General features: G+C 67.7%; 11 protein-coding genes. 7 read left to right on the forward strand and 4 right to left on the reverse strand.

Annotated elements, in window-relative coordinates; translation table 11 throughout:
* Positions 1-5: 5 nt before the first annotated feature.
* The 3 genes from metX to B840_RS02405 form a co-directional block, all read right to left on the reverse strand.
* Entirely contained in the window at positions 6-1,139 is a 1,134-nt protein-coding gene (metX, locus tag B840_RS02395; RefSeq protein ID WP_042620804.1) for a homoserine O-acetyltransferase MetX, read from the reverse strand.
* A gap of 49 nt (positions 1,140-1,188) precedes the next feature.
* Positions 1,189-2,520: an O-acetylhomoserine/O-acetylserine sulfhydrylase gene (locus B840_RS02400; protein ID WP_042620805.1), complete on the reverse strand. Its 1,332-nt coding sequence runs from the start codon at positions 2,518-2,520 to the stop codon at positions 1,189-1,191.
* A gap of 169 nt (positions 2,521-2,689) precedes the next feature.
* Positions 2,690-4,903, reverse strand: coding sequence for an NADP-dependent isocitrate dehydrogenase (locus B840_RS02405; protein WP_042620806.1), 2,214 nt, complete (start codon positions 4,901-4,903; stop codon positions 2,690-2,692).
* A 372-nt stretch (positions 4,904-5,275) separates the two neighbouring features.
* On the opposite strand from B840_RS02405, the gene B840_RS02410 reads away from it, so the two are divergent.
* From B840_RS02410 to B840_RS02425, 4 genes are all read left to right on the forward strand, one after another.
* Complete coding sequence (locus B840_RS02410; protein ID WP_052491209.1) at positions 5,276-6,424, forward strand: MFS transporter; 1,149 nt, start codon at positions 5,276-5,278, stop codon at positions 6,422-6,424.
* Between the two features lie 5 nt (positions 6,425-6,429).
* Positions 6,430-7,329 carry an exodeoxyribonuclease III gene (locus B840_RS02415; protein ID WP_042622453.1) on the forward strand — a complete coding sequence of 300 codons (900 nt, stop codon included), beginning with the start codon at positions 6,430-6,432 and terminating at the stop codon, positions 7,327-7,329.
* A gap of 2 nt (positions 7,330-7,331) precedes the next feature.
* Positions 7,332-8,198: a trimeric intracellular cation channel family protein gene (locus B840_RS02420; protein WP_084602723.1), complete on the forward strand. Its 867-nt coding sequence runs from the start codon at positions 7,332-7,334 to the stop codon at positions 8,196-8,198.
* 74 nt (positions 8,199-8,272) lie between these two features.
* Complete coding sequence (locus tag B840_RS02425; protein ID WP_042620808.1) at positions 8,273-8,461, forward strand: hypothetical protein; 189 nt, start codon at positions 8,273-8,275, stop codon at positions 8,459-8,461.
* A gap of 99 nt (positions 8,462-8,560) precedes the next feature.
* On the opposite strand, the gene B840_RS02430 is transcribed toward B840_RS02425, so the two are convergent.
* The gene (locus tag B840_RS02430) at positions 8,561-9,712 is read right to left on the reverse strand and encodes a calcium/sodium antiporter (RefSeq protein WP_042620809.1); all 1,152 of its coding nucleotides are present in this window, start codon (positions 9,710-9,712) and stop codon (positions 8,561-8,563) included.
* A 149-nt stretch (positions 9,713-9,861) separates the two neighbouring features.
* Here B840_RS02430 and trpS point away from each other — a divergent pair, with 149 nt between their 5' ends.
* From trpS to B840_RS02445, 3 genes are all read left to right on the forward strand, one after another.
* A complete protein-coding gene (trpS, locus tag B840_RS02435) occupies positions 9,862-10,893 on the forward strand; it encodes a tryptophan--tRNA ligase (protein WP_042620810.1) in 1,032 nt (343 codons plus the stop codon).
* Between the two features lie 103 nt (positions 10,894-10,996).
* A complete protein-coding gene (locus B840_RS02440) occupies positions 10,997-12,076 on the forward strand; it encodes a YhjD/YihY/BrkB family envelope integrity protein (RefSeq protein ID WP_042620811.1) in 1,080 nt (359 codons plus the stop codon).
* A gap of 115 nt (positions 12,077-12,191) precedes the next feature.
* Positions 12,192-13,055, forward strand: a complete 864-nt coding sequence (locus B840_RS02445; protein WP_042620812.1) for an RDD family protein — start codon at positions 12,192-12,194, stop codon at positions 13,053-13,055.
* Positions 13,056-13,072 lie beyond the last annotated feature (17 nt).

The raw sequence follows: 13,072 nt of genomic DNA on the forward strand, positions 1-13,072 counted from the left end.
ACCGGCTAGATCGAGTAGCCGCCGCGGCCCTCTCCAGCCGCCACCTCTGCGGTGGACAGGTCGAGGAAGCGTCGCAGGATGCGGTCCATCTGCCGGAACTCGGTGAGGAAGGCGTCATGGCCGACGGGGGAGACGATCTTCGCCATGCCCAGCAGGTTGCCGACGTTGCGAGAGAGGTGTTCCTGCTGGTGGTAAGGGTAGAGGATGTCGGTGTCCACACCCACGATCATCGTGGGCACCTGCGTGGAGGCGAGGGCCTTGTTCAGCCCGCCCCTGCCCCGGCCGACGTCGTGGCGGTTGAGGGAATCGGTGAGGATGACGTAGGAGCCGGCGTCGAAACGCTCGACGAGCTTGACACCCTGGTAGTCGAGGTAGCTCTCCACGGCGAAGCGCTGCCCGGGGGAGCGGTAGGGGCCGAGGGGGTTCTCGCCGGACTGCGGGGTCGTGCCGAAACGCTCGTCGATCTCCTGCTCGCCGCGGTAGGTGAGGTGGGCGATGCGGCGGGCCGCGGCCAGGCCCGCGTCGGGGGAGCGTCCGGTGCCGTGGAAGTCGCCGCCCTGCCAGTCGGGATCTCGTTCGATCGCGCTGATCTGGGCGGCCTGGATGCCGATCTGCCAGGCGCTGGCCCGGGCGGAGACCGCGATGACGCACGCGGAAGACAGCGCCGCGGGGTACATCAACGTCCACTCCAGCGCGCGGGCCCCGCCCATGGATCCGCCGAGGACGGCGTGGGTGTGGCGGATTCCCAGGACGCGGAGGAACTGGTGCTCCACCGCCACCTGGTCGCGGATGGAAATCGCCGGGAACCGGGAGCCCCACACCCGGCCGTCCGGATGAGGGGAAGCCGGGCCCGTGGAGCCCTTGCAGCCGCCGATGACGTTGGTGGACACCACGCACCAGCGGTCGGTGTCGAGGGCCCTGCCGGGGCCGACGAGGTCGCACCACCAGTCGGCGACGTTGGTGTCGCCGGTCAGCGCGTGTTCGACGAGCAGGACGTTGTTGTTCCCGTCCGCGTCGCCCCGGAATTCCCCCCAGCGCTGGTAGGCGATGGTGACGTCGGGGATCTCCACGCCGGCCTCGGTGGTGAAGTCGCCGATGCGCAGCGGGGTGAGAACTCCTTCAGGGGCGAGCTGGACCATGGGTTACCTGCTTTTCGTCGATGCTGGGCGCCGAGATTGGGCGCCGGTACTAGGCGCCGGCCACGGCCGCGAAGCCGCGCTCGAGGTCGGCGATGATGTCGTCGACGTTCTCGATGCCGACGGACAGGCGGATCGTCGCCTGGGAGATGCCCGCCCGCTTGTGGCCGGCCTCGTCCGACTGGGAGTGGGTGGTGGATGCCGGGTGGACGACCAGGGAGCGCACGTCGCCGAGGTTGGCCACGTTGGAGTGCAGCCGGAGGGCGTCGATGAACCGCCAGGCGTCGGTCCGGTCGGCCTGGTCGCCCTTGAGGGTGAAGGCGAGGACGGAGCCGGTGTACTTCAGGCCCAGCTTCTCCTTGACGTGGTACCAGGGGGAAGACTCCAGGCCGGCGAAGTTGACGGACTCGACCTGCGGGTGGGCCGCGAGGAACTCGGCGACCTTGATGGCGTTGTCGTTGTGGCGCTCCATGCGCAGGGAGAGGGTGTCCAGGCCCTGCATGACCAACCAGGCGTTGAACGGCGAGATGGCGGCACCGGTGTCGCGCAGGTAACCGACTCGGGCTTTGAGCGCGAAGGCCGGTGCACCCAGGTCGGAGTACTTCAGGCCGTGGTAGGCCGGGTCCGGGGTGACGAACTGCTCGAAGACCGGCTTGCCGTCGCGCTCGACGGTCCAGTCGAATTTTCCGCCGTCGATGATCACGCCGCCGATGGAGGAGCCGTTGCCGGTGTAGAACTTCGTCAGCGAGTTGACCACGATGTCCGCGCCGAGCTCCAGCGGACGTGCGAGGGCCGCGGTAGCTACGGTGTTGTCGACGATCAGCGGGACGCCGTTGCGGTGGGCGACCTCGGCGACGGCCGGGATGTCCAGGACATCAGCGATCGGGTTGCCGAAGGCCTCGCCGAAGAATGCGCGGGTGTTGGGCCGCACGGCCGCCTGCCAGGACTCCGGGTCGTCCGGGTTCTCCACGAAGGTGAACTCGATGCCCAGGCGCTTGAGCGTGACCTGGAAGAGGGTCTCCGTGCCGCCGTAGAGGCGGGGGGAGGTGACGATGTGGTCGCCGGCGCCGGCGAGGTTGAGGATCACGGCGGTCTCGGCTGCCTGGCCGGAGGCGAAGGCGAGCGCCGCGACGCCGCCCTCGAGGGAGGCCAACCGCTCCTCGAGCGCGGCGACCGTGGGGTTGTTCAGGCGTGTGTAGATGTAACCGGACTCGGAGAGGTTGAAACGGTTCGCGGCATTCTCCGCGGAGTCGAAGACGTAGGAGGTGGTCATGTGGATCGGCTGGTTGCGGGAACCGGTGTCGCCGTCCAGGCCGCCGCCTGCGTGGATGGAACGGGTCTCGAAAGCCCAGTCCCCGGCACTGCTGTTGTCGTACTTCGCCATAATGCGTCCTCTTCGAATTTTACGGAGCTGATCTGCCTCCATCACCATAATGGACAGCTCGGTCTAGGGCAATCAATCGGCCGAATCCATTCAGCTGGGTGACGCGGGCCCGTCCACGAGGAAACCCCGCTCACCGGGAAGGTGGGCGGGGCGTCGGCAAGCGGGAACTCTACTTCAACGAGTCGATGATCTTGTTGAAGGTCTCGGAGGGGCGCATGACCTCTTCGGTCTTCTCGTCGGACGGGGCGTAGTAGCCGCCCAGGTCGACCGGGTTGCCCTGGTTGGCGATGAGCTCCTTGTCGATGGCGGCTGCGTTCTCGGCCAGCTCTGCCGCCAGGGGGCCGAAGGTCTCGGCGAGTTCTGCGTCGTCGGACTGCGCGGCCAGCGCCTCGGCCCAGTAGGACGCGAGGTAGAAGTGGGAGCCGCGGTTGTCGATCTCGCCGACCTTGCGCGACGGGGACTTACCCTCGCTGAGGACCCTTTCGGTGGCGACGTCGAGGGCATCCGCCAGTGCGGCTGCCTTGGCGTTGTCCTGGGTGCGGGAGACGTGGCGCAGGGACTCCGCCAGGGCGAGGAACTCGCCGAGGGAATCCCAGCGGAGGTGGTTCTCCTCCTGAACCTGCTGGACGTGCTTCGGGGCGGAGCCTCCGGCACCGGTCTCGAACAGGCCGCCGCCGGCCATCAGCGGCACGACGGAGAGCATCTTGGCGGAGGTGCCCAGCTCGAGGATCGGGAAGAGGTCGGTGTTGTAGTCGCGCAGGACGTTGCCGGTCACCGAAATGGTGTCCTCGCCGCGACGGATGCGCTCGATGCTCAGCTTGGTGGCCTCGATCGGGGAGAGGATGCGGATGTCCAGGCCAGCGGTGTCGTGGTCGGCCAGGTACTTCTCCACCAGGGCGGTGAGGTTGCGGTCGTGGGCGCGCTCCGGGTCCAACCAGAAGACGGCCGGCATGCCGGAGATGCGCGCGCGGTCGACGGCGAGCTTGACCCAGTCCTGGATCGGGGCGTCCTTGGTCTGGCAGGCGCGCCAGATGTCGCCGGCGGCCACGTCGTGGGACAGCAGTACCTCGCCGGCGGAGTTGCGGACCTCAACCTTGCCGTCGGAGGCGATCTTGAAGGTCTTGTCGTGGGAGCCGTACTCCTCGGCCTTCTGCGCCATCAGGCCGACGTTCGGGACGGTGCCCATGGTGGTCGGATCGAAGGCGCCGTTGGCCTTGCAGTCCTCGATGACGGCCTGGTAGATGCCGGCGTAGGAGGAGTCCGGGATAACCGCCAGGGTGTCCTGGGTCTGGTCGTCCTTGTTCCACATCTGGCCGGAGGTGCGGATCATGGCCGGCATGGAGGCGTCGACGATGACGTCGGAGGGGACGTGCAGGTTGGTGATGCCCTTGTCGGAGTTGACCATGGCCAGGGCCGGGCCGTTCTCGAGCTCCTCGTCGAATGCCCGGCGGATTTCCGCGCCGTTCTCCAGCTCCTCGAGCCCGGAGTAGATGGCGGCCAGGCCGTTCTCGCCGTTGAGGCCCGCGGCCTCGAGCTGCTCGCCGTACTTGTCGAAGACGTCGGCGAAGAAGGTGCGGACGACGTAACCGAAGATGATCGGGTCAGAGACCTTCATCATGGTGGCCTTGAGGTGGACGGAGAAGAGGGTGCCCTCCTTCTTGGCCTGCTGAACCTGCTCCGCCAGGAACTTCTGCAGTGCGGCGGCGCTCATGACTGTGCCGTCGACGACCTCTCCCGCGAGGACCTTGAGGTCTTCGCGGAGCTTGCTCTCGGTGCCGTCGGCGGCGATGTGCACGAAGGAGAGGGAGTCCTCGGCCGGGAGGATGACGGACTGCTCGTTGTGGCGGAAATCATCGGCGTCCATGGTGGCGACGTTGGTCTTGGAGTCTGCGGACCACTCGCCCATGCGGTGCGGGTTCTTCTTGACGAAGTTCTTCACGGCCTCCGGCGCACGGCGGTCGGAGTTGCCCTCACGGAGTACGGGGTTCACGGCGGAACCCATTACTACGCTGTAACGCTTGCGGGCGTCCTTCTCCTCGTCGGTCTCCGGGGAGTCGACGAAGTCGGGGAGGTCGTAACCCTGCGCCTGCAGCTCCTTGATCGCGGCCTTCAGCTGCGGGACGGAAGCGGAGATGTTCGGGAGCTTGATGATGTTGGCGTCCGGGTTTTTCGCCAGCTGGCCCAGCTCGGCGAGGGCGTCGTCAACGCGCTGCTCTTCGGTCAGGCGGTCCGGGAACTGCGCCAGGATACGGCCGGCCAGGGAGATGTCGCGGGTCTCGACATCGATGCCTGCGGTGCGGGCGAACGCCTCGACGACGGGCTTAAACGAGTAGGTAGCAAGCAGCGGTGCCTCGTCGGTACGGGTCCAGATGATCTTGGCCATGAGTCTCCCTCGTGGTAATCGGCTTAATATACAGGTTCACAGCCTACCCTCTCCGATCCCGCGTGGCCGGTGGTGGGGCCACCGGATTTTCCGGGAAACGGCCGATGCATCCTCATCCCGACTGCGCCGGGGTGCCGGGTCGGACACGGAATCACCTGGGCACCGCCCGATTATGGGATGATCATTTCCCGCCGGTCCTCCGTGGCCGAGGGGAGCGCTCCGGAGACAATTCCGCGAAACTCCCGCGGGCAGAGGCGTGGCGTAGTATGCCCACACGTGAAAGACCGCCTCCGATCCGCCCGCACCGTCGTCCCCTCCCGCCGCCCCCGGCCGCGGCAGACCGAGATCTCCGAACGCCGCCGCATCATCGTCATGGTCGCGCTCGCCCTCGGCGGATTCGCCATCGGCACCACGGAGTTCGTCTCGATGGGGCTGCTGCCGCTCATCGCCCAGGACTTCGGGATCGAGGAGAACCAGGCAGGCCACGTCATCTCCGCCTACGCCCTCGGTGTGGTGGTCGGTGCCCCCGTGATCACCGCGCTGACGGGGCTGGTGCCCCGGCGCCGGCTGCTCCTGCTGCTCATGGTCGCCTTCACTGCCGGACATGTCATCGCCGCGCTGGCTGACAACTACGCGCTGCTCATGGCGGCACGCTTCCTCGCCGGTCTGCCGCACGGCGCGTACTTCTCGGTGGCCGGGCTGTCCGCGGCGTCGATGGCGCCGCCGGGGCAGCGGGGCCGGGCCGTCGCCTTCATCGGGATGGGCCTGTCCGTCGCCACCGTCGCCGGTGTGCCCGCCGCCCAGGCCCTCGGCCAGGCCTTCGGCTGGTCGGCGGCGTACCTGCTGGTGGCGGTGCTCGGCCTCGCAACGTTCATCGCGCTCTGGTTCCTCATGCCGCACATGACCCGGATGGCCCCGACCTCGGCGCTCACGGAGCTCGGCGCGCTGTCCCGGTCGCAGGTGTGGCTGACACTGGGTATTGGCACGGTCGGTTTCGGCGGCATGTTCGCCGTCTACACCTATATCTCCTGGACCATGACGGACCCCGGGCGCGCCGGAATTGATATCGGGTGGATGTGGCTGGTGCTCATGGCTTACGGCGTCGGCTCCGTCCTGGGCAACTGGTTCGGCGGCCGCCTGGCGGACCGCAACCTCGAGTACGGGATCCTCTTCGCCCTGGTGATGGTCGCAGTGGTGCTCACGGCCTTCTACTTCAGTTCGGTGCATCCCGTGGCCGGCACGCTCAACTTCGCGTTCATCGGATTCTTCGGCGCCTCCCTCGTCCCCTCCCTGCAGATCCGCCTCATGGACGTCGCCGGCGACGCCCAGACGTTGGCCGCGGCACTCAACCACTCGGCCCTCAACCTGGCTAACGCGGGCGGCGCCGCGCTCGGCGGCGCGGTCATCGCCGCGGGCCTGGGCTACTCGGCCCCCGCGCTGGCCGGGGCGGGGCTGGCGGTCGCCGCGATCGCCATCTGGTTCCCCGCGGTGTGGCTGCGTCGACGGGCGAGGATAAGGTGACGGTCATGAGTCTGACCATCACCTCCATCAACGTCAACGGAATCCGCGCCGCCGTCAAACAGCGCAACGAAGACAACCCAGGCATGCTGGCCTGGCTGCGGGAATCATCCTCCGATGTGGTCCTTCTCCAGGAGGTGCGGGCCACGGTCGACGAGTCCGTCAAGGCGTTGCAGCCGGCTCTGGACGCCGGCTGGCACTACGTCGGCGCCCCCGCAGCCGCCCGCGGCCGGGCGGGCGTGGGCATCCTGTCCCGCGCCCCGCTTGACGACGTCCGCGTGGGCCTGGGCTCCTTCGCCGATTCGGGCCGCTGGATCGAGGGCACCTTCGACGGCGTGCGGGTGGCCTCCCTCTATCTTCCCTCCGGTTCTGCGGGGTCGGAGAAGCAGGACGAGAAGTACCTGTTCCTCGACGAGTTCGGCCCCGTCCTGGAGGAGCGCGCCGGGGAGTTCCCCGACATGGTCATCGGCGGAGACTGGAACATCTGCCACCGCCGGGAGGACCTGAAGAACTGGAAGGGGAACATGAAGAAGTCGGGTTTCCTCGCCGATGAGCGTGCCTTCCTGGACTCCGTGTTCGGCCCCCACCCGGACGAGTCCCCGCAGGAGAAGCCCGGGTTGGGGGAGTACTTCGGTGTGGTGGAGTACGGCGGGCGTACCATCCGGGGTGCAGCCACTGAACCGAAGTGGTTCGACGTGGCCCGCCGCCTCCAACCGGAGGGGGAGGGGCCGTACACCTGGTGGACGTACCGCGGCCAGGCGTTCAACAACAACGCCGGCTGGCGCATCGACTATCAGGCGGCGACCGAGAACATGCTCGGCCGCGCCGAGCGCAGCTGGGTCGACCGCGCACCCACCGTGGAGACCCGCTGGTCCGACCACTCCCCGCTGAATGTGACCTATGCCTGACCATGAACGCCGTTGACACCGCACACCTGCTGACCGCCCTGTTCGTCGTCGGCATCACCGCCGAGGCCATCACCGCCGCCCTAGCGGCGGGCAGGCAGAAGATGGACCTGTTCGGGGTCGTCGCCCTCGCCGCGCTGACCGGCCTGGGCGGCGGCACGATCCGCGACATGATCCTGGACACCTACCCGCTGACCTGGGTGGAGGATCCGATCTACCTCGTCATCGTCGTGGTCGCGGCGCTGGTGACGGTGTCCCTGTCGTTCCTCATGCACTACTTCCGGAAGCTGTTCCTGCTCGCCGACGCCGTGGGACTGGCCACCTTCTCCGTCATCGGCACGCAGATCGCCCTGGAGCAGGGCCACGGCTTCGTCATCGCGTCGGTGGCGGCGGTGGTCAACGGCGTCTCCGGCGGCGTGCTGCGCGACCTGATGAGCGACCGGATGCCGCTGGTGTTCTCCAAGGAGTTGTACGCGTCCATCTCGATCATGGCGACGGGCATCTACATGAGCCTGCTGGCGGCCGGGGTCAGCGAGAACTGGACCATCGTGATCACCCTGGCGGCGGCCTTCGGCATCCGCGTCATCGCAATGTACTTCGGGCTCAGCCTCCCGGTGTTCGACTACCGGGGCGCCGATCAGCCGATCGACCCGCGTGCCTCGCTGTCCTACCAGTCGATGCGCCGGCAGCTGCGCCTGTCACGCCGCCGCGTCACTTTCGACACGTCGCGGTACTCGCTGCTGGGCAAGCTCAACGGGCGCCGGGGCAAGGGCCGTAAACAGCGGTGGTCCCTACCGGAGGATGCCACGGGCGGGGACCCGGACGAGAAGCTCGATCCGGAGGACGGGGACGGGGCAGTCAGCCCCCGTTGACGACCCCCCGCTGCTAAGATGTGTCAACGACTGACATCATCTCGTCCTGACGAACTACGGAAGTGGAAACTCACATGCGCGCTCTCATCTACCTGATCCTCGGTGCTGCCCTGCTGGCCGCCGGCATCTTCTGGTACAACGCCATCGGCTTCTCCGTGCTGGCCATCGTCGCCGCACTCGTCATGGCCACCGGTGGCGCCCTCATCGTCGCCGCCATCGCCATCGGCCTGGACAAGTACAGCCCCACCTCCCACAAGCTTTAGCGGCAGGGTGGGACAGAGGCGGCGTCGATAAGCAGGCATCGGCGCCGCCTCCGCCGTTGCCGGGTCACGGACCGCCTTCCCGGGGCGGTCCGGCTGACGTCATGACGGGGCGGTACGTGCTGGTTGTCTGCGACCGTTGCGCAGCCCGATTTCGTATGAGGTGAAGGCGATCAGGGTGACAGCCACCAGCGGCAGGACGAACCAGACCATCACGGCGGTGAACCCGCCCAGGGCGTCGTGCTCGGTGGCCGCGAGCACGAGGTAACCGGTGTAGGCGAGGTAGAGGCCGAAGAAGACGGCTCCCTCCCACCGCGCCACCACGAAGCCGGTGAAGATGACGGGCAGCAGGGCGGCCGCCGCGGCCAGCATGACCGGGATGTCCAGGGCCACCGCTGAACCGGCCACCGGAATGCCGCCGCCGGAAATCATGGCCGGCAGCCCGAGCACCACTCCGATGTTGAAGATGTTGCTGCCCACTATGTTGCCTACCGCGATGTCCCGCTCGCCGCGGCGCACGGCGGTGATGGAGGTCACCAATTCGGGCAGGGACGTGCCGACTGCGACGACGGTCAACCCGACCACCAGGCTGCTGACACCCAGCGAGGTGGCGATGTTGACGGCGCCTTCGACCAGGACGGTGGCCCCGCCCACCAGCAGCCCGATTCCGGCCGCTATGAACAGCAGCGACCAGGCGGTCGACGTGGCAGTCGACGTGGCGGGCGGTTTCACGTCCCCGCCGCCGGCGCCTGCGGCAGAGGAATCGGGGGCGGACTCCGCGGCACTGCCCGGCGTCCGGGCACTGCGCCGGCCGGCGGTGATCGTCCACACGGTGTGCGCAACCACCACGGAGAACAACACCAGCCCGTCGACGGCACCCATCACCCCGTCGAGGGACAGCAGGAGCAGGCCGGCGGACATGCCGACCATCAGGGGGACGTCGAACCGCACCAGTCCGCGCGTGACGGCCAGGGGGAGGATCAGGGCGGAGAGCCCGAGTATGAACAGGATGTTGACGATATTGCTGCCGACCACGTTCCCGACGGCCAACCCGGGTTCGTCCCGCAGGACCGCCCCGACGGTGATCGCCAACTCCGGTGCGGACGTGGCCGCCGAAACCACGGTGAGTCCGACCACCAGAGCGGAGATCCCCACCCGGCGGGCCAGCGCTGAGGCGCCCCGCACCAGGAACTCCCCGCCCAGGATCAACAGCACCAGTCCGATGATGATCCGCCCCGCATCCAGCAGTTCCATAGGACCGAATTGTACCGGGGACAGGGTGCCGGCGGATGATCCGCAGAGCGATCGGGAGGAGGATGCCGGCGGAGGCAGTCGGACGTGATCCTTCCGGCCGGTAACCCGCGGGGCCACAGTCCCCGGCCGCGGTACTAGACTCGTTCCTCATGAGCGAGCAGACCCCGTCGACCGAATCCCGCCAGCGCGTCCTTTCCGGCATCCAGCCGACCGCGGACTCCTACCACCTGGGAAACTACCTCGGTGCGCTGAAGCAGTGGATCGAACTGCAGGACCATTACGATGCGTTCTACTTCATCCCCGACCTGCACGCGATCACCGTCGATCAGGACCCGGCGGAGCTGCGTCAGCGCACCGTGGCGGGCACCGCCCAGCTCATCGCCCTGGGCATCGACCCGGACAAGTCGACCCTGTTCGTGCAGTCGCACCTGCCGCAGCACGCCGAGCTGACCTGGGTGCTCGGCTGCCTCACCGGTTTCGGCGAGGCCTCCCGCATGACTCAGTTCAAGGACAAGTCCGCGAAACAGGGAGCCGACCGCTCCACGGTGGGACTGTTCACCTACCCCGTGCTCATGGCCGCGGACATCCTCCTCTACCGCCCGCAGCTCGTGCCGGTGGGTGAGGACCAGCGCCAGCACCTGGAGCTGACCCGCACCCTGGCGGAGCGATTCAACTCCCGGTACGGGGAGACCTTCGTCGTGCCCGAGAGCTTCATCCCGGAGGGTTCCGCCAAGATCCAGGATCTGCAGAACCCCACCGCCAAGATGTCGAAGTCGGGCGAGAACCCCAAGGGTCTGGTCAACCTGCTCGACGATCCGAAGGTCTCCGCCAAGCGCATCCGTTCCGCCGTCACCGACAATGACGGCGTGATCGCCTACGACCGGGAGAACAAGCCCGGCGTGTCCAACCTGCTGGCCATCCAGTCGGCGCTCACGGGCGAGAGCATCGACGCCCTCGTCGCCGGCTACGAGGGGGCCGGCTACGGCGCCCTCAAGGTCGACACCGCCGACGCGCTCGAGGCCTTCACCACCCCGCTGCGCGCCCGCTACGACGAACTCATGGCCGACCGCGGCGAGCTCGAGCGCATCCTGGCCAAGGGGGCCGAGCGGGCCGGCGAGTACGCGGAGGCCGTGGTCCAGGAGGTCTACGACAAGGTCGGTTTCCTCCGTCCGCTGCGCTGACCCGCGTAACGGTTCCGCCCGACCAGGTGCACGGAGCTGAATTCTTCCCTACCGTTGGTGTCATATATTACCGCAAGGACTTATCGACGGCTAAGGAGCAGGCGTGGCCACCAGCACACAACCCGACCAGCGCTACACCGATGAATTTGGCATTGAACGTGTCCACGACGATGATCCGGGCGCCGTGGACAAGGTCCGGGACAAGTCTGAGACCGTAGACCATGTGATGCGGATGCAGGAGCGGTACTCCTCCATGGGCGGAAACCAGTACTCCGCCGGCATCACTTATTTCTCCGTCCTCTCGGTCTTCCCGGTCATCATGCTGCTCGTCGCGGCCGCCGCCGCTTTTCTGGCCAGCCGGCCGGAGGCGTTGACCGAGCTGCAGAATCAGATCGCCGGGTCAGTGGAGGGCGAACTGGGCACCCTGATCAATGACATCCTCACCACCGCGATCGAGCAGCGCGGCGCAGTCGCCGGCATCGGTGGCCTGACCGCGTTGTGGTCCGGCCTCGGATGGATGAACAACCTGCGCTACGGAGTGTCCAAGATGTGGAAGGTCGACCCGACCGCCGTCGGCAACTTCTTCGTCAACAAGTTCAGCGATCTGATGGGGCTGCTGGGCCTGTTCCTGGCACTCGCGGTGGCGTTCGCCGTCACCGCCATCGGTAGTTCCGGGGCCACCCAGTACCTTCTCGACTTCGTCGGGCTCGGCGGCATCCCGGGTATCCGCTTCATCACCTTCGCCGTCGCGCTGGCGGTGGGGCTTCTCGCGAACTTCCTCGTCATGGCCTGGATGATCTTCTACCTGCCCCGCACGAAGGTGCCCCGCCGCTCCGGGCTGAAGGCCGCGGCGATCGGCGCCGTGGCTTTCGAGGTGATCAAACAGCTCGGCACGGTGTTCGCCTCCAACGCCCTGTCCAACCCGGCGGGCGCCACCTTCGGCCCGATCATCGGACTCATGGTCGTGCTGTACCTGGTGTGGCGCATCGTCATGTACGTCTCCGCCTGGGCGGCCACCACGGAGGAATCCATGCGGCTGGCGCAGGCGCCGTCCCCGGAGCCGGCCATCATCCGGGTGCGCGAGGAGATCAACCGCGGGCCCGGCGCGGGCACCGCCATCGGGGTGGGTGCCGCGCTCGGCGCCGTGGGTGCGGGTGCCATCGCGCTGCTGCGCCGGAAATAACGCTCCTCAGGGTGCAGATGTCCGGGGTGAGTCAGGGGCATTCCGGATACCGGAGCCCCGGCTCCGGCCTTATCCTTGAAGTCAACGATCAACCCAAGGACACAAGGTGGATGCCATGACCTCTCCGACTCCCGACCTCTACCAGATCCACGGACTGGACCGCTCCGCCTCGGCCGAGGACCTCGGACGTGTCATCGCGGAACGCGACCTCGACCTGGAGATGCAGGCCATCTCCGACAGCGACCCCCGGCGGAGGCAGCTGCACACCGCCTTCGCCGTGCTCGCCGCCGAGGACCGCAGAGCCACCTACGACGACGCCCTGGACGCCGGGCTCAGCCTCACCTGGGACGACCTGGAGTATCTGGGGAACTTCGGCGCCTTGCCGGATCTTTCGCTCTACCCTCAGCCGGGACCCCAGATGCAGCAGCCGCCGCAACCGCAGCCGAACTCCTACAACTACCCCACCTACACTCCGACCCAGCCCCAGCCGGACCCTTTCGCCAACCCCTCCCAATACACGGCCGGGGTGCCCGCCTACCAGGCGGCTGCGGCGGCGCCGGCCGACCGGCCGGGGGCGGGCCTGCGCCTGGGCATGATGCTGCTCGACGGCCTCGCCGCCTCCATGGTCACCGGGGTATTCGCGGCGATGCTCGGTGCGGACGGTTTCCTCAGCTGGCTGATCGTCAGCCTCGTCGGCCTCGCCTACTTCCTCGGTTTCGAGGTGTACACGGGAGCCTCCCCGGTCAAGCACCTCTTCGGCTATGAGGTCCGCGACTCGGCCACCGGCGGGAAACTCACCCTCGAGCAGTCGGCGAAGCGACAGTGGTGGCGCATCATCAACATCGTCCCGGGCATCGGCTCGCTGATCGCGCTGGTCGGCATGATCGTCATCGGCACGTCCATCAACCCGGCCAACCAGAACATCGGCTCCCACGACCGCTGGGCCGGCGCCGAGGTCGTGCGCAAGCCGGGCCGCTAGGCGGCGGCGCCGGGGGC

This window comes from Corynebacterium marinum DSM 44953 (assembly GCF_000835165.1).
Classification (GTDB): Bacteria; Actinomycetota; Actinomycetes; order Mycobacteriales; family Mycobacteriaceae; genus Corynebacterium; species Corynebacterium marinum.